General features: G+C 45.7%; 19 protein-coding genes. 8 read left to right on the top strand and 11 right to left on the bottom strand.

Translation table 11 applies throughout. From position 1 onward, the window contains the following. From gatB to A9957_RS01360, 4 genes are all read right to left on the bottom strand, one after another. Positions 1-1,431, bottom strand: coding sequence for an Asp-tRNA(Asn)/Glu-tRNA(Gln) amidotransferase subunit GatB (gene gatB / locus A9957_RS01375; RefSeq protein ID WP_096712899.1), 1,431 nt, complete (start codon positions 1,429-1,431; stop codon positions 1-3). Continuing rightward, on the bottom strand, positions 1,432-2,853 hold the full coding sequence (gene gatA, locus A9957_RS01370; RefSeq protein WP_096712900.1) for an Asp-tRNA(Asn)/Glu-tRNA(Gln) amidotransferase subunit GatA: 1,422 nt from the start codon (positions 2,851-2,853) through the stop codon (positions 1,432-1,434). Between the two features lie 10 nt (positions 2,854-2,863). Further along, on the bottom strand, positions 2,864-3,145 hold the full coding sequence (gene gatC, locus A9957_RS01365) for an Asp-tRNA(Asn)/Glu-tRNA(Gln) amidotransferase subunit GatC (protein ID WP_096712901.1): 282 nt from the start codon (positions 3,143-3,145) through the stop codon (positions 2,864-2,866). A gap of 71 nt (positions 3,146-3,216) precedes the next feature. Beyond that, entirely contained in the window at positions 3,217-4,380 is a 1,164-nt protein-coding gene (locus A9957_RS01360; RefSeq protein WP_096712902.1) for a Coenzyme F420 hydrogenase/dehydrogenase, beta subunit C-terminal domain, read from the bottom strand. A 98-nt stretch (positions 4,381-4,478) separates the two neighbouring features. Here A9957_RS01360 and A9957_RS01355 point away from each other — a divergent pair, with 98 nt between their 5' ends. Further along, positions 4,479-5,456 carry a radical SAM protein gene (locus A9957_RS01355; protein WP_096712903.1) on the top strand — a complete coding sequence of 326 codons (978 nt, stop codon included), beginning with the start codon at positions 4,479-4,481 and terminating at the stop codon, positions 5,454-5,456. Between the two features lie 95 nt (positions 5,457-5,551). Next, positions 5,552-5,764, top strand: a complete 213-nt coding sequence (locus A9957_RS01350; protein WP_096712904.1) for a hypothetical protein — start codon at positions 5,552-5,554, stop codon at positions 5,762-5,764. Between the two features lie 3 nt (positions 5,765-5,767). On the opposite strand, the gene A9957_RS01345 is transcribed toward A9957_RS01350, so the two are convergent. Then, entirely contained in the window at positions 5,768-6,748 is a 981-nt protein-coding gene (locus A9957_RS01345) for a restriction endonuclease (RefSeq protein ID WP_181079362.1), read from the bottom strand. 321 nt (positions 6,749-7,069) lie between these two features. On the opposite strand from A9957_RS01345, the gene trxA reads away from it, so the two are divergent. After that, positions 7,070-7,462 carry a thioredoxin gene (gene trxA, locus A9957_RS01340; RefSeq protein ID WP_292342925.1) on the top strand — a complete coding sequence of 131 codons (393 nt, stop codon included), beginning with the start codon at positions 7,070-7,072 and terminating at the stop codon, positions 7,460-7,462. A 12-nt stretch (positions 7,463-7,474) separates the two neighbouring features. Then, positions 7,475-8,911, top strand: a complete 1,437-nt coding sequence (locus A9957_RS01335; RefSeq protein WP_105460915.1) for a methanogenesis marker 14 protein — start codon at positions 7,475-7,477, stop codon at positions 8,909-8,911. A 2-nt stretch (positions 8,912-8,913) separates the two neighbouring features. Here A9957_RS01335 and A9957_RS01330 read toward each other — a convergent pair whose 3' ends face one another. Further along, a complete protein-coding gene (locus A9957_RS01330; protein ID WP_292342923.1) occupies positions 8,914-9,582 on the bottom strand; it encodes a DUF166 domain-containing protein in 669 nt (222 codons plus the stop codon). A 62-nt stretch (positions 9,583-9,644) separates the two neighbouring features. Here A9957_RS01330 and A9957_RS01325 point away from each other — a divergent pair, with 62 nt between their 5' ends. Together A9957_RS01325 and tmk are read left to right on the top strand one after the other, a co-directional pair. Continuing rightward, positions 9,645-9,773 (top strand): hypothetical protein, encoded by a 129-nt coding sequence (locus tag A9957_RS01325; protein ID WP_258082620.1) that lies wholly within the window; start codon positions 9,645-9,647, stop codon positions 9,771-9,773. A gap of 9 nt (positions 9,774-9,782) precedes the next feature. Beyond that, the gene (gene tmk, locus A9957_RS01320) at positions 9,783-10,382 is read left to right on the top strand and encodes a dTMP kinase (protein ID WP_292342921.1); all 600 of its coding nucleotides are present in this window, start codon (positions 9,783-9,785) and stop codon (positions 10,380-10,382) included. On the opposite strand, the gene A9957_RS01315 is transcribed toward tmk, so the two are convergent. Further along, positions 10,383-10,613, bottom strand: a complete 231-nt coding sequence (locus A9957_RS01315; RefSeq protein ID WP_096712910.1) for a hypothetical protein — start codon at positions 10,611-10,613, stop codon at positions 10,383-10,385. Positions 10,614-10,629: 16 nt separating this feature from the next. After that, the gene (locus tag A9957_RS01310; protein WP_292342919.1) at positions 10,630-11,337 is read right to left on the bottom strand and encodes a HisA/HisF-related TIM barrel protein; all 708 of its coding nucleotides are present in this window, start codon (positions 11,335-11,337) and stop codon (positions 10,630-10,632) included. A gap of 46 nt (positions 11,338-11,383) precedes the next feature. Between A9957_RS01310 and A9957_RS01305 the strand changes: the two genes are divergently transcribed. Both A9957_RS01305 and A9957_RS01300 read left to right on the top strand, forming a co-directional pair. After that, positions 11,384-12,085, top strand: a complete 702-nt coding sequence (locus A9957_RS01305) for a (5-formylfuran-3-yl)methyl phosphate synthase (RefSeq protein ID WP_128754288.1) — start codon at positions 11,384-11,386, stop codon at positions 12,083-12,085. 99 nt (positions 12,086-12,184) lie between these two features. Continuing rightward, positions 12,185-12,862, top strand: coding sequence for an RNA ligase partner protein (locus tag A9957_RS01300; protein ID WP_096712913.1), 678 nt, complete (start codon positions 12,185-12,187; stop codon positions 12,860-12,862). Here the strand turns inward: A9957_RS01300 and A9957_RS01295 are convergent. From A9957_RS01295 to A9957_RS01285, 3 genes are all read right to left on the bottom strand, one after another. Beyond that, positions 12,859-13,698, bottom strand: a complete 840-nt coding sequence (locus A9957_RS01295; RefSeq protein ID WP_096712914.1) for a geranylgeranylglycerol-phosphate geranylgeranyltransferase — start codon at positions 13,696-13,698, stop codon at positions 12,859-12,861. The two genes, A9957_RS01300 and A9957_RS01295, sit on opposite strands and share 4 nt — an antisense overlap. Positions 13,699-13,713: 15 nt before the next feature. Beyond that, positions 13,714-14,631 (bottom strand): quinolinate synthase NadA, encoded by a 918-nt coding sequence (gene nadA, locus A9957_RS01290; RefSeq protein ID WP_105460912.1) that lies wholly within the window; start codon positions 14,629-14,631, stop codon positions 13,714-13,716. 74 nt (positions 14,632-14,705) lie between these two features. Continuing rightward, positions 14,706-15,521, bottom strand: a complete 816-nt coding sequence (locus A9957_RS01285) for an aspartate dehydrogenase (protein ID WP_105460911.1) — start codon at positions 15,519-15,521, stop codon at positions 14,706-14,708. Between the last annotated feature and the right edge of the window lie 210 nt (positions 15,522-15,731).

Raw genomic sequence — 15,731 nt, 5'->3', positions numbered from 1 at the left:
TCATCGATAATTCTTATCAATTTCCTCCAGCATCATCTCACGTACTGAGCGGGCATCCGCACGACCACGTGTTTTCTTCATTACCTGACCTACAAGGAAGTTCAGGGATTTTTCCTTACCTGCAAAATAATCCTCCAGAGCTTGCGGGTTTTCTTTCAAAACTGCCTCTACAGCCTGGTCGACCACATCCCCTTCTACCTTCAGCAGCCCCTTCTCCTTTACAATGTCCATCGGGGACCCGCCTTCATCAAGGATGGTACGTATGATCTCCACAGCTGCCTTTTCGGTAACCTTACCACTGACTACCAGCTCGATGATCTTTACCATATCTTCTACTGTAAAGGAAGCTACGGTGAGATCACGGTAATTGAGCTCTCCCTTGAGGACATCGGAAACCCATACCGCTGCTGCTGCAGGATCTACCTTAGAGGCAACCTCTTCATAGAAATCCGCCACCCTGATGTCAGATGTCAGCGCCTTGGCATGGGTATCCACCATTCCGTAGTCCGAAATGAACCTGCTACGCCTGGCATCAGGCAGCTCGGGAAGGGTTTCAAGGATACCCTCAACCCAGCTTCCAACCCTCATGGGTACCAGATCAGGTTCGGGGAAATAACGATAATCGTGCTCTTCTTCCTTGGTCCTCATGGAAATCGTGACCCCACGAGCCTCGTCAAAGTGACGTGTTTCCATAACAACCTCTTCTCCACGGCGTTTGATATTCTTCTGACGCATGATCTCATAGAGCAGGGCCCTTTCGGCGCCTTTGTGGGAAGAGATGTTCTTAACCTCGGTTCGGTCACCCCCCGCAATAGAGATGTTGGCATCCACCCTCATCGAGCCTTCCAGGGTGCTGTCGAAGACGTCCAGATACTCAAGGATGTTACGCAGCTTGTCCAGGAAACGTCTGGCTTCCCGGGGACTGCGCATATCCGGCTCGGAAACAATCTCAATCAGGGCCATGCCCGAGCGGTTGTAGTCAATCAGTGTACCCCTGGACCTGTCAATGGTACCCATGTGCATCAGTCTACCCGGATCTTCCTCCATATGGGCGCGCCTGATCCGAACGACATGTTCACCGTCCTCACCTTCAATTACCACCCTGCCATCACTGACAATCGGGTAATCATACTGGGTGGTCTGGAAACCTTTTGGAAGATCGGGATAGTAGTAATTCTTACGATGGAACTGGGTTTGTTCCACAATCTCACAGTTTAGGGCCAGTCCGATCCTGATAGCATATTCCACAGCCCTTTTGTTCAGCACCGGCAGACATCCGGGAAGGCCCATACATACCGGACATACATGAGTATTGGGTTCTGAAGTATGATAGTCCGTGGAACAGCCACAGAATAACTTGGTAGCAAGCTTGTTGAGCTGGACATGTATCTCCAGGCCTATCATGACACCATCGGGATTTTCGTATACCATTTATACCACTCCGGGGGCCAGTTTAGTATGATGATTGGTATTTTTCTCAAAAGAGTGGGCTGCCTTGAGAATGGTAGCTTCATCAAAGTAGTTCCCGATTACCTGCAGTCCTACAGGCAGACCTTCGGAGAAACCACATGGCACTGATATGGAAGGCACTCCTGCAAGATTAATCGGGACAGTGTTGACATCCGAAAGATACAGGGAGAGGGGATCATCCATTTTTTCCCCTATCTTGAAGGCAGGAGTTGGCATTGTGGGTGCCATCAATACATCCACGTCCTCAAAAGCTCTTTCAAAATCCTGTTTTACAAGGGTGCGAACCTTGAGGGCCTTTAGATAATATTTGTCATGATAGCCCGCAGAAAGAGCATAGGTTCCAAGCAGGATACGCCTTTTTACCTCTGCACCAAACTTTTCCTGCCGGGTCTTTGAAGCCATCATATGCCAGTTTTCCCCTTCTGAACGATTTCCATAGCGAGTACCGTCAAAACGGGCAAGGTTGGAGGAGGCTTCACTCATGGCTATGATATAATACGCTGCCAGTGCATAGGGTGTGTTTGGCATCGAAACTTTTGTGTACTCAGCTCCCATATCCTCAAACTTGCCAATAGCCTCCCATACCAATTTCTGTACATTATCATCGATGCCTTCCCCGAAGTATTCGGCAGGAACTCCGATCTTTAACCCTTCCACATCGTCCTGCAGGGCATCAGTATAACCAGCATTATGTTTAACACAGGTTGAATCCCGGTTATCATATGTGCCAATAACGTCCATCAGGGCTGCTACATCTTCCACACGATTTGCCAGTGGACCAATCTGTTCTAAAGAGTTGGCATAAGAAACCAATCCGTATCTGGAGACCGCCCCGTAAGTCGGTTTCAGGCCCACAGTCCCACAAAAGGCCGCCGGACAGCGCACCGAGCCACCTGTATCCGAACCCAGCGAGACAGGAACCTGCCCTGCAGCTACAGCAGCGGCACTGCCACCTGATGACCCCCCGGCCACTCTTTCTGCATCCCAGGGATTAAGAGTCGGGCCATAGGTACTTGTTTCAGTGGAGGTTCCCATACCAAACTCATCCATGTTGGATTTACCGATTATCACTGCACCGGCCTTTCGCAATCTTTCGATCACATGAGCATCATAGGGTGGCACATAACCATCCAGGATGGCAGAACTGCAGGTTGTGGATAACCCTTTCGTGGAAATATTATCCTTAATTGCAATGGGCACACCTGCAAGAGGGCCTTCAATGTCCAGAGAGTCAACTTTTCTAGCCTGATCAATAGCGTCTTCTGCAATACAGGTGAAGGCATTAATATCACTTTTTTCTATTCTTTCCAGATAGGAGGCAACAACATCCTCGGCTGATGAGGAACCTATCTTGTTTTTTAGATCAGATAAACCTTCCAGCATTTTTTGGCCCTCAGATGATCTTTGGAGTTTTTATGTAGCCTTCCTGTATGTCTTCAGCATTTGCAAGAATGGCAGCCTGCTCCAGGGAATCTGTTGGCTTATCTTCCCTGAATACATTCATGACATCGGCAACATGATATGTAGGCTTGACACCCGAGGTTTCCACCTCATCCAGCTGTCCGAAATAATCCAGCACAGTGCTTAGTTCCGATGCAAATTCAAAAGCGTCCTCCTCATCGATATTGACCCGTGCAAGCCAGCCGATGTGTTCTACCTGTTCCTTTGTAATCATAATATGAAGCCTCTGTAAGCGTAATATAGCGTATGTGTTACACAAAAGGTAATGCTATTAATATGTTCTTATCAGGTCTTTTTACTCCTGCGGTTTACACCATACATCTGTACCTTTTTCATCCTGGCAAGATTGAGTACCCTGTCCATCTCATAATCCTCCAGGGCCCGGGCCTCCAGAAAACCATTTTCCACAGCTTCATTGAATATCTCATAACCAATACTGGAGCGGGCAAAAACCGTGGTGTAACCATCCGGCGTACCCACACCCCCGAAACTTATATCGGAATTTTCTGCCGCCATGTCGGTACAGAACTTGCATGAGGAGGACCTGTATTCATCAAATTCGGACAGAGAGAATCTGCTTATCTGACCTGCCTGCTCAAACTCGAACTTACCCTTACGAATCTTCATTGCATCGATATCCGCAAGTCTCATACCATGGGTTTCAACAAATTCCTTAATGCCTTCGTAAGAAAATGTATCCATACAGAATAATCCCAGACGCAACACATTGGCTCTCATGAACAGATGCAAAAAGCCATAGGGACTGCGCTGCATCTTGTGGACCGCATCTATATTGCAACTTGGACCTACAAAAGCAATACTTCGCATACCCTGCTGAATGGCCTGCATCAACTGTTCCATTGTCATGCTGTGAGAATACATGCTACCAGAGGACTCAAGCACCTGTGCACGATCCTCAGCAATAATTGCAACCGGTTTCCAGGGTTGATCCTTTGAATGAGTGGTTACTACCGCACAATCAATCAGGCCTTCCTCCAGTCCATAAGCCAGCAATGCCGTAACAGCACCTCCATCCTGTCCATTATGCCGGGGAAGCAGGCTTTTGGCACTGTATGCAAACCTGAGTTTGCCCACAAGTTCCTCTTCTGTAGTAATAGTGCGAGGGCACTGGTTGTAACACACACCACAGGACGTACATGGGCCTACAATCCTGGGACGTTTACCCTTTATTGCTATGGATTCACAGGATGCGGCACAGGCTCCGCAAAGGGTACATATGCCTGGCTTGATAACATCTTTGTTAAGTTTGCCAAAAGAAACACGTTTTTTCTCATCAAGACTGCGTTTGAGACGTATTACGCTTTTTTTCATCTCATTAAATGTTTTCAGGCATTCACTTGAACAAAAATAATAGGTCTTACCATCATACTCCTGCTGGAAAGAAGTGTCTTCCTCTACTTTTTTTTTACAAATCGGATCCTGTTTCATTATATCCACCGCAAAAACTGTCTATAATAGGATATAGCTGCACTATTATAAACTGATGGCAGAAAACTATAATTAATCTTACTACCCACCATGAGTATATGGATGCCCAGACAAAAGCCGAATTACTGGCAACAGGAAGAGTGGCAATCGATGAAAAACTACTCGGGAAAACTACTGTTTCAACTGCAGGACCGGGTGCCGGCAAAGTAGGATTCTTTTTTAGTTCCGGAGGACGCCGGGTAAAACTTGGAGCAGATGCAAAATCTCCTTTAAAAGCGATTGAAAAGGATGGAAAGATCTGTATCTACAAAGAGGATAAACTGCTTGCCTGCGGACAAATTGAGGAAGAACTGCTTCACTGTCCCGAGCAGGCGTATATTAATATGACCGAGACCTGTATATTTGACTGTAAATTCTGCCCTGTCCCAAAACTCAATGGCAGGGTCAAATCAGTTGAAGAAGTGCTGGATATGATAGAAAAAGCACATGATACGAAAAAGATGAAAGCCATATCCATCACTGCCGGGGTTGATGAGACAGTTGAAAAGGAAGTTGAACGGGCGGTTGAGGTTGTCAGAAAATGCGAAAGATACCATGTACCCATCGGGGTTTCAGTATATCCCACAATCAATTCCAACAAACTGCTAAAAGAAGCCGGCGCAGATGAGATAAAATATAATGTAGAGACCATGGACCGCCAACTGTACAGCGCACTCTGTGGTGAACAGGACCTTGATTTTATACTGGACTGCCTTTCCGAAGCTGTCCGGATGTTTGGCAAGAACAAGGTTTGTTCCAATTTCATAATCGGTCTGGGAGAGAGCGATGAAACCGCAATGGAAGGAATCCGGGAACTTGTACGAAGAGGTGTGGTTCCTATCCTGAGACCCGCAACAAGCCATCCCCTCAGAAAGAAAGAGGTTAATATAGAGAGGCCTTCAAAGGAACGTATCCTCAAACTCACCCGTTTCCTGAAAGAGGAGCTGGATCAAGCAGGGCTTGATACAAGACTGTTCAGGACAATGTGCCTGCCATGCACAGGTTGTGATCTGGGCCCTCATAGAGATCTGGGATAAAAATCAGTCGACAAATTTTGTGCTAATTATAAAATATGCCACTGTGCGATAATAAAGGAAAGTATTTATTGCAAAGGGATTCCAAGGGGTTGACTATGAGTCTGTTAGAAAAACTCTGTAACATCAATGTGGGCTATATCATAGTAGCGGGGATTGCTCTGAGTGCTCTGCTCTTTAAGTTCCTTCTCCAGTATGCTGAAGAAGGGAATCTGGTACTTGTTATATTGCTTGGTCTTGCTATTGGTTTTGTGGCCACATTAATTACCCGGGTTGTCAAGAACCAGCGCTATTTGCAACAACTTAAATAACATTCATTCCTTTCCCAGGCCTTTCAGGAGTGCCTCCCTCCATTCAGAGGCGTTTTCCACATCATATATGTGCCTGGTAATACTTTCCTTTGATTCAAGGATTGCAAGTTTATCCTTGTGCAAAATACCCTGTTTCTCAATCTCTGCCCCTGCAATGTCTTTCAACCTGATAGTTTCGGTGTTGCCTTTATCCATCATGAGAAATCTGCGGTTGGTAAGCACCATACAGCCCTTTTTTTCCTTTTCAAATTTCAGGAGGGTTTCGCCCCGCAGAAAAGAAGGACGAAACAATTCAAGATTCTCTGCAAAACTATTTGGCTCCCTGATAGAAAGGGCCAGTACCTCAGGTTTTTTCTCATCGATTACTATATAAAGCGAGTTTGTATCCTGTTTTAAACCTATAATTGAACTTGCATCTATTCTCCTGATAAGTTCTTTTTTCTTCGAGAAAAGGGTGGCAGTTATTTTTTCAAAATAGATATGTTTCTTTGTGAGTACCAGCCAGATTTTGTTCCCTTCAATTGTTGCGCTATGTCTTCCAAACACTTCCTCTCCTGTTTCAAGTACATCAACACCCCTTCCTTTCCGGTGGAAACTCTCTCCTTCATCAGGACAATAATGATTAAGCATTTCAGTAAGCAGTGGGCCTTCTATCAGCTTGAGATTGTGTTTTGCCCCTTCTTTCCTTCCTTCACCGGTAAAACTGGAAGTAGTAACAATAATTACTCCATCCACATTTTCCCTGTAGGACAGGCTGCCATATTCACGTACTTCCTTGACTCCGACGGGTCCTGAATAACGTTTGGCCTGGACAAGCCATCGATGGGAAAGACCAAAATTATCGATAGATATTTCGATATCTACACCACCATCCCTGCTTTGTTGTGTCGAGCGGGTATTATAGCCCATTTTATCAAAAAGGTGAGCTACGAGCCTTTCAAAATCATACGGGTCAATATTGAGCAGTTGATTAATTTCCCACATCAAATCATTCATCCACGGTATAGGACAGACCACATTCCGGACAGGAATATGTTACTGTTGTGGTAGCATTTTTATTTTTATTCTCTATCCTATCCATCCACGTGCCACAGGTTACACATTTCTGATCGAATATTGTGCGGTTGCTTGATTTTTCACTATCTGCTTTTGTAATGGAAACCCCTCCAGGACGGGCAATTGTTGGTTGTGCACTATTTGTGAATAACCATACAAACCTTTAAATGTATGCAGTACAATATAATTCGTAATTAATCAGAATGACAGATATAGCTTATGAAATATCTAAATGATGCGAGGGGAAGCATGGACGAACTCGAAGAAATAAAGAAGAGAAGAATGGAAGAGATTAAGACAGATCTCGAAAAGACCAACTGGCCTGCAGAAGCCATGATAATATCAGATGCCGATTTTGAAGACTTTGTAAGCCGTTATCCACTTGTTGTAGTGGACTGCTGGGCAGAATGGTGTGGTCCCTGCAAAAGGGTCGGACCGATAATAGATTCCCTTGCCGGGCAGATGCAGGGAGATGTTGTTTTTGGCAAACTTGATACGGACCAGAACCAGGTTACTGCGAGAAAATTCCAGATCACTGCAATTCCAACCCTTCTTGTGTTCAAAAATGGGCAACTTGCAGACCGAATGGTGGGTGCATTGCCACAGGTAAGCATACAGGAAAAAATTAAATCATACCTCTGAGGGACAGACCTTATGTCACACAAACCCAGGATGGCCGAGACTCCTTCCGTTAGACTGATAGACCTGAAATCAAAATCCAATTCCTATTTCATCGTGGCCTCTGTAGAGGTGGGCAATACGACCACCAAATGCATCCTTACGGCCACAGACCTTGAAAAGGGTACGACATACCATGTGGTGAAAACCGTAAGGATGACAAGGGATGTAAGACAACCAAAACCTGGAGAAAAAGTATTCGGCAAGACGCTTACAGGTGTGGAATTAAGCCGCGAATCCGTGGCAGAGCTTGTCAAGAATACGCTTCAGGAGGCTGTAAAGAAAGCCAATCTGGATATTAAAAAAGATATTCACTTCGTTGTCCGCTCCACCGGCGTGGTGGCCGGATTCGATGTACCGGAAGAAGTGGGAGAATTTATCAAAGCTCTTGCAGACGGCTGCCTTATGGCGGGTGTCCCACCCAGGAACATGACGCCTCCGATGTCCCAGGACAACATAAACCCCAGATTCCAGAAGTTCAGTAAACTCAATAAAGTTATTTTTGATGGTGCAGTTGCCAGTGTCCTTCCTCCCACAGGGGCCACAGGTGTGGAAATCGTGGCCAATGAGATGGAGGGAGAACTTGCAACCGCCGGTATAAAAGAAGGAGCTAAATGGGTGGATGTGGATTTCCGTAATCCCTGTTTATCGATGGATTTTGGAACCACACTTGACGGGCGTGTCATCAGCCCGGAGGAACCCTATGCAAAGACCATTGGCAACTTCTGTGGCTATGCCGGAGCCATTCCCGATGCTATAATCCGTGGGACCCAACTTGTGGATTTGGAACTGGGAACCGCTCTGGATGTCTTTGACGAAAGACCACCGGGCATGATTACCATGTTGTTGAAGGGGAAGAAAATAAAAGAATATGCAAACCGCTTAATGGAAAAAATATCTATCGAAAAGGTACCTGAAAATGTCACCCGTTATGGAAGTGTCCCTGTAAATCCTGCCGCTGCAGCTGAAATCGGAGTCGTGCTCATTGGATGTGACGTGGGCACCAATGGTTCAAAAATGCATGAATTAACAGAGTTGGGTGCACAGATATACAAGGAAGAGGGACTCAAGGTACTGTTCGCAGTAATCGATGAAGTGATGGCAGGTGTAATCTACCGCCTTGTGGAAGTGGCACAGAAAGAAGGAGTTGTATTTCCTGAAACTTCCATTGGAATCACCGGAAGGGCCGGCATATCAGGAGATAAACCCAAACTTATCCTTGAAAAACTGGAAACAATGGGATTGGGAGATAAAATTGAAGAAAAAGTCGTATTTGTCGATGACGGGCTAGCCAGAGGTGCAGCCGTTATGGCACGATGTATGAACTCTCTGGGAACGCCTCATAATCCCCTGGGCGGCCATACAGGTGGAAAATGCATCCTCAAGGACAGGATAAAATTGCAAAACCAGTAATTTTATTTTTCGGAGAGGGTTATTAGGGCCCTCTCCATTGCTTTTTTATGTAACTCCGCCGAATCATGAATTCCTCCCAGCTGCCCTCTGACGGCTCTGCAAGGATATTGCTGGATTAACAAACCTGCCTTTGCGGGAGCATCCTCTACTTTTGTACTGATTAGTTTTTCCGCCATTTTCCATGTGCTGCCGCATGGTGCACCCTTCCGGACCCGGACATCCGATATATAGCCGCTTTTAGTGGAGACTTCGAATTCCGGAAGACCAAAGACACTGGAATATGGTGCTGTTTCTTCCTTTTCCGCAAGAGTACAGCATACCTCATCCACCTCGATATAGATACCATATTCCGAAGATATTCTATCCAGTTCGACAAGCGGGGCCCGGGACGAGCCTCCGGGTACGATCAATGATGACACACCGGCCTGTCCGGCCAGGCGGGCAATCACCGGTGTAATATCGGGATGCAGAGAGTAAGTTATAATGGTGTCTGCATTGAATACATCCGGATTGATATCCAGTTTCTTTACAAATTCTTCCGGCTCATCCAGAAAATCGGGTAACCTGGCGGGCAGGGAGGCAGTTTTGACAGAAAAATCCGAATGTTGATGTAGCGTGTCTATCAATCTGTTGCCGTACTTACCCCTTGTAATTACTCCTATAATCGTCATACACTGGAAATGGAGAATAAGTAGTTATATTATTTACCGATAAATATTATGCAGGTGAAAATATGGATGATATAGACCAATCAAAGGTATATTTTGTATGCAATACATGCAGCTTCGTATTTCAGGCAGACCCCAACTTCATACCTATAAAATGTCCCCAATGTGGCAGTGAAGACACTGTCCGTACCTGAGAGGTATAAATGAAAGGAAAACTTGTCACCATTGAAGGGATCGACGGGTCGGGCAAGACCACCATTATGGAATACCTGAAACAAAATCCCGTTTATTCGGATATTATTTTTACACGGGAACCTACAAAAGACTGGATCGGCCAGGCTGTAATGCGGGCAATCCATTCGGACGTTGATCCCCTTGCAGAGCTCTTATTGTTTACAGCCGATCATGCAGAACACATCCGAAATACGATCAAACCTGCAATTAAAACTGGTAGAGTGATAATTTCAGACAGGTACTCAGACAGCAGAGTTGCCTACCAATCGTCTACCCTTAAAGACAGGTTAGATGAGCCGGTGGAGTGGATCAAGCAACTGCACAGGGGATGGACCGTTGTACCGGACCTTACTTTACTACTTGATATCGACCCCGAAATTGCCGTATCAAGATGTAACAGTCGTGATGCACAAACCAAGTTTGAAAAGGTGGATTTCCTTTCGGAGGTTCGCAATGTATTCCTGCAACTTGCAGAGGAGAATCCTCAACGATTTGTAATCATCGACGCATCACAGAGTTTGGACAAAGTGAAAAAGGAAGTAGATAAAGCCATCAATGGACTCGAATGATCAAAGCTCATTGGAGTCGGCAAATTCGATAAGGGCCTCTCCCAGCTGTCTTGCATATTTGGGATTGAGATTAAAACGACCCCGTTTCTGGCCTCCTCTTTCCTTTGCAATTTCCACATATTCTTTTTCATACTTTTCACTGGTTTCCAGTGAGATGGTAAGATACCACCCTCCACCCATTTTTATTTCATGATACGCTGCTTCAACATCCTCAAATGAATCTTCATCCATAGTTATCACCTGATTTTTATCGTAGTTGTTTTACTGGTATAACTTGTTTGTGCACTGCCGTTGCGACAAGTGCACCTGAAATCCCGGCGATTTCAAGTTCTGCAATATCTGCCATATCCCGCACACCACCCCCCAGCAGAAGGGGATGACGGGATATTTTAGCAAGATGGGAAAGCATATCAATGTCCATCCCTGAAGAGGTGCCTACACGGTCCAGATCAAGGTAAATTATGTCTTTCAAGGGTAAATCATTGAGCATTTCTATTGCCCGATCAGGATTTTCAGGGATATCCGATGATTTGGACAGTAATTGACCATTTTTGCGATCAATGCTCACACTTATGCGGCCCGGATACCGGCCTGCCAGGTTCCTGATCACATCCATTGAAGCCGTTTCAGTGCCCAGCACCAGAGTATCGGCAATTCGCAGCCATTTATCCGCATCCTCCTGCCTGTCTACACCAGCGTCCAACATGACATTAGATGTGGATGAAAGGGATTTTAGTTCATCAATATTGGCTTTGTTTTCCCCTTCCCCCTGCAGGATATTGAGGTCGGCAATATAGACTTCCCGCGGACTGAGAGCTTCTATTATACCACAGGGACTGGAAGTTTCACATACCTGGCTGGATAGATGAACCGCCTGGTAGTTTTTCCGGTCACCTCCCCGGGCATGGACTGCAATACCATTATATATATCCAATACAAAGACAATTCGAAACATATTTAATATGACACTTTATTCCATCCTATAAAAAAGAGGCCATTACATGAAACTGCTGGTTAGTCCAATAAATAACGAAGAAGCAATCTCCGCCCTAAAAGGCGGTGCAGATATAATCGATGTCAAAAATCCAAAGGAAGGCTCTCTTGGTGCCAATTTCCCGGGAGTGATCAAAGAAGTAAAGGAAACTGTAGGAAACCAAAAACCCATCAGTGCCGCCCTGGGGGATTTTAACTACAAACCCGGCACCGCTGCCCTTGCTGCCTATGGTGCAGCAGCTGCAGGTGCGGATTATGTCAAAATCGGCCTGTATGATATCCAGACCGAGGAACAGGCCTATGAGATGCTTGCCGGAATTACTGAAGCTGTCAGGACAATGGACAATGTTGCGAAAGTTGTCGCATGTGCATATTCCGATTATGCGAGGATCAATTCCATCGACCCGGCCCTCTTACCGGCAATCGGTGCAAAAGCAGGAGTTGACCTGGTCATGGTTGATACGGGAGTAAAAGACGGACGTTCCACCTTCGAGTTTCTCAATGAAGCACAGCTTAAGGATTTCGTTGAGAAAGCACATGCAAATGGACTGGAGACGGCTCTGGCAGGCAGTATCAAATTCGAGGATATAGAAGCAATAAAGGCCATCAAGCCGGATATCCTGGGTGTCAGGGGTATTGTCTGTGGGGGGGACCGTAGTACATCCATCAAGCAGGAACTTGTAGAACAGCTTCACGCCCGCCTTGGCTAATTTTTTTTATTACGCTCGTGAATCCCTGCTTGACATATAGACAAACTTTTTTAAACAGCAGGGATATTTTATATTATACTTTTTTAGCGGGGAGGTAACATGTTGAGACAGAGGTTTATAATGGATACCACCGGGCTTACCGACATTCAGGCCCGCCAATCACTGGGACAGGATACCATCTGCGCAGGTATGAAAGATATTCTGGACCTGATAGCCGATGCCCGGCTGCATCTCCAGATCAGCTGCTATGTCCCTTTCCCTTCTGTTTATAATGAACTTCAGGAATTTACCAATAACAATAACTGTGACCCTGAAGTAGTGGCAAAGATCGATACCTGGCTTGTCAAGAAAACCCCTGACAGGTATGAGGTACAGATCCCCTCTCGCATCTTCCACGAATACGTATCCTACATGAGGGAGAGGATTAACAAAGGCATGAATGTGGCAGAGGAAGCAATACGTGAGGCTTCCCGCGAATGTCTTATCCAGAATTCACAGGCAGAAACCAAACATATGGTGGAAAAGGATATCGATCGCGAAGTAGTGGGTCCCGTTGTGGGCAAATTCCGCAACAAATATCGCTCAGCCCTGCGTTACGGAATACTGGACAGTGCACCGGATATCGATGTGCTACTGCTGGCAAAAGAACTTGATGCAGCCGTAGTTGCCAAGGATTACGGGATTCAGAAATGGGCCGAACAATTGGGAGTGAGGTTTGTTCCCGCCGAAACATTTCCCCGGATGTTGCAGGAATATCTCAGACATACATCCCGTTAAGCACCTGCCACAAAGGCAAACAATGCCATGAACATAGCCAGTTTGAAGCGTTTGGAGGAAAGGGCCGGGTCATTTTTCAGCACTGCATAGACAGCCGCGATAAAAAGCAGGTCAGCAATACCCACCAGAGGGAGGTAGTATTCACCCAGCATGGAATTCAGGTAAGGGTAAGGACTGGCAGCAATACCTATCAGGGCAAGAACCGAAGCTACAAGCCCTGCTTTTTTTTCCCCGATGAGAAGGGGGAGAGTGGTTGCTCCTGCATTTAGGTCCCCCTCCATATCCTCGATATCCTTCACAATTTCACGTGCAATTGTAGCCAGAGTTGCAAGCAGGAATAATACCGAAAGGGCATACAATCCTTCTATCCCAAATACAGCGGCACCGAAAAGAAAAGTGGACCCTGTCAGGTAACCCACCGCAGCATTGCCAAAAAAGGGAGTAGTCTTAAGATTACGGGCATACAGGACAAGCAGGAGAGAATTGAAAAGCGCTATTAAAGCACAGACCAGATTAATGAACCAGGCAATGGTTATTCCAACAATGAAAAGGAATGCAGCGAAAAAAAGAGCCTGTTTCTTACTTACCCTTCCAGAAGGAATTGGCCTGTCAGGCCTGTTTATAGTATCAATAGCCACATCGAAATAATCATTGATGGTATTGCCGGCCCCTGTTACAAGTATTACTGCAATTCCCACACCCCCTGTCTCAAAGAATGGAAGGGCCTGAAAGGGTTGTTCAAAAATGATTCTAAAGGCAATTAACACGCCGATAACTGCGGCAAAGGCTGCCATTGCACAATTGGCAATACGCATTAATTGAAGATAAGGGTGCATGGAACTGGCCCGCCTTTATGCTCTTCCTGCTTCAAGCATGCGATCAAGGGCTTTTTTGGCCTGCGCTGTGACCTTTTCCTCTATTCTTACCTCATATTCTTCATTTTCCAGACAAGCCAGAACAGATGCAGGGTCAATGGTTTTCATATCCGGACATATAGCATATTCGGAGCAGGGGTAAAAGTGCTTATCCGGATTGTCCTTGCGCAGGCGATGGAGAAGGCCGTTTTCCGTAGCGATAATGAATTTCTTAGAACTGGAGGAAGTGCAATGTCTTGTCATTCCTGTGGTACTGAATATGTGATCGGCTTTTTCAAGTATCTCACGCCTGCATTCCGGATGGGCCAGAATCTCAGCGTCTGCATGGGATATCTTAGATAAATGCATATCTGATTCAAGCATATGATTGTGAGTCGGACAGTAGCCATCCCATAGAATTATTTCTTTATCAGTGTTTTTGGCCACATAGTCCCCCAGGTTTTTGTCAGGAATGAACAGTACTTTCGAGCAATCCAGTGAGTTGACAACTTCCACCGCATTGGCGGAGGTACAGCATACATCACTCTCTGCTTTCACCTCTGCACTGCTGTTTACATAGGACACAACCATCGCATCAGGATGTTGTTTTTTGGCTTTCCTTACCTCATCTGCAGTAGCCATTGCCGCCATCGGACAGCGGGCAAACCTGTCGGGAATGAGGACTTTCTTGAGGGGACTCAGGATAGCAGCGCTTTGCGCCATGAAATCCACACCACAAAAAACAATGATATCAGTGGCCTGCTCGACTGCCTGACGGCTCAGGCCGAGTGAATCACCTACAAAATCAGCTATATCCTGTACATCGCCACGGCAGTAATTGTGGGCAAGGATCACCGCATTTTTTTCTTTTTTCAAGACATTAATCCTGTCTATTATAGCCTGCTTATCCTGCATATTACCACTGCAATCCCGGGATAATGAATTCCGGGCGAATACATAGATTATATAACATATAAGTTTATGCGATTTCAGGTCCCCACGTTGAAGGATTGAGTCAGTTTCTTCAAAGTAGAAATTACGGAAAGAGGAGCCAGATAACTTGTTTTTGGGTTTGTGGGAGAAGGCACGTTTTCCACTCTGGAGGTAAACCTTCCAAACTCACCTTCAACTGCGATTTCATGGATATTTCTTGTCAGGGCAGGATTGAGCACTATCCTTACCCTGGTATTATCAAACCCAATCCCTGCAAGACTTAGAGTAGCAGCCACATTCACATTTGCAGGGAATGACTGTACCGCCTCGGTTGCAGAGCCTTCAAAAAGAACAGTTCTGCCAGTTATGGAATCAATATCGATATTATTTTTAAGGACATAGGGGGCACCCCTTAATCCCTCTGGGGGTTTTTCGGTTGTCAGGGTGACTGAATGCAGAGCAGCTGCTGATGCGGATATCAGCCCATCTATTCCACAAATGGCACCAGAAGGGACGTGAATCCGGCAATTTTTTTCACGGGCTATGTTTTCGGCCATTTCAAGAAGTTGTGTGTCAACAAAGGCCCCTACACTTACTACCATGACATCACATTTTGCATGCAACGCCGCGGGAACCACTTCATAAACCGCCTGCTGGGAAGCACATTCTACCACCAGGTCTACCTCCCTGACCATTTCAACAATTTCCATGATCTGCGGGTCAAAATTTTCCAGTGAACTTTTCACCCATTCTAGGGATTCATCATGGTGGTCATATATAGCATAGAGTTCTGCTTCAATCTGGCCATTATCAATAGCCCTACAGATCTCTCCACCAATGGCACCACAACCAAAAACTCCTATTTTAAGCATTAATGAGACTCCTTTATGTTCTAGAGGGCCAGCGCATAAAAGTATTATCATTACAAAGCCTATTGAACTACTCCACGCTTACACATGGAGATTCCTACGAGTTGTTATATCATTCATTGGATGTATTTGGGATACATCAAATGTCAATAACCCTGTTTGTCGTAGATTATGAGCAAAATGCTCATAACCTGTCCAAATGGCATTCTGTGA

The sequence above is a fragment of the Methanohalophilus sp. DAL1 genome, assembly GCF_001683555.1.
Lineage (GTDB): Archaea > Halobacteriota > Methanosarcinia > Methanosarcinales > Methanosarcinaceae > Methanohalophilus > Methanohalophilus euhalobius.
The sequence above is the reverse complement of the archived record's forward strand: the minus strand, read 5'-3'. Positions and strand labels throughout refer to the sequence as shown.

Coding starts and splice junctions, on each gene's coding strand:
- A9957_RS01350 (WP_096712904.1), top strand. CDS start 5,552: ATGAGTCTGTTAGAAAAACTCTGTAACATCAATGTGGGCTATATCATA.
- A9957_RS01330 (WP_292342923.1), bottom strand. CDS start 9,582: ATGACGATTATAGGAGTAATTACAAGGGGTAAGTACGGCAACAGATTG.
- A9957_RS01300 (WP_096712913.1), top strand. CDS start 12,185: ATGTTGAGACAGAGGTTTATAATGGATACCACCGGGCTTACCGACATT.
- A9957_RS01315 (WP_096712910.1), bottom strand. CDS start 10,613: ATGGATGAAGATTCATTTGAGGATGTTGAAGCAGCGTATCATGAAATA.
- A9957_RS01310 (WP_292342919.1), bottom strand. CDS start 11,337: ATGTTTCGAATTGTCTTTGTATTGGATATATATAATGGTATTGCAGTC.
- gatB (WP_096712899.1), bottom strand. CDS start 1,431: ATGGTATACGAAAATCCCGATGGTGTCATGATAGGCCTGGAGATACAT.
- A9957_RS01325 (WP_258082620.1), top strand. CDS start 9,645: ATGGATGATATAGACCAATCAAAGGTATATTTTGTATGCAATACATGC.
- gatA (WP_096712900.1), bottom strand. CDS start 2,853: ATGCTGGAAGGTTTATCTGATCTAAAAAACAAGATAGGTTCCTCATCA.
- tmk (WP_292342921.1), top strand. CDS start 9,783: ATGAAAGGAAAACTTGTCACCATTGAAGGGATCGACGGGTCGGGCAAG.
- A9957_RS01335 (WP_105460915.1), top strand. CDS start 7,475: ATGTCACACAAACCCAGGATGGCCGAGACTCCTTCCGTTAGACTGATA.
- A9957_RS01295 (WP_096712914.1), bottom strand. CDS start 13,698: ATGCACCCTTATCTTCAATTAATGCGTATTGCCAATTGTGCAATGGCA.
- gatC (WP_096712901.1), bottom strand. CDS start 3,145: ATGATTACAAAGGAACAGGTAGAACACATCGGCTGGCTTGCACGGGTC.
- A9957_RS01360 (WP_096712902.1), bottom strand. CDS start 4,380: ATGAAACAGGATCCGATTTGTAAAAAAAAAGTAGAGGAAGACACTTCT.
- A9957_RS01305 (WP_128754288.1), top strand. CDS start 11,384: ATGAAACTGCTGGTTAGTCCAATAAATAACGAAGAAGCAATCTCCGCC.
- A9957_RS01355 (WP_096712903.1), top strand. CDS start 4,479: ATGGATGCCCAGACAAAAGCCGAATTACTGGCAACAGGAAGAGTGGCA.
- nadA (WP_105460912.1), bottom strand. CDS start 14,631: ATGCAGGATAAGCAGGCTATAATAGACAGGATTAATGTCTTGAAAAAA.
- A9957_RS01285 (WP_105460911.1), bottom strand. CDS start 15,521: ATGCTTAAAATAGGAGTTTTTGGTTGTGGTGCCATTGGTGGAGAGATC.
- A9957_RS01345 (WP_181079362.1), bottom strand. CDS start 6,748: ATGTGGGAAATTAATCAACTGCTCAATATTGACCCGTATGATTTTGAA.
- trxA (WP_292342925.1), top strand. CDS start 7,070: ATGGACGAACTCGAAGAAATAAAGAAGAGAAGAATGGAAGAGATTAAG.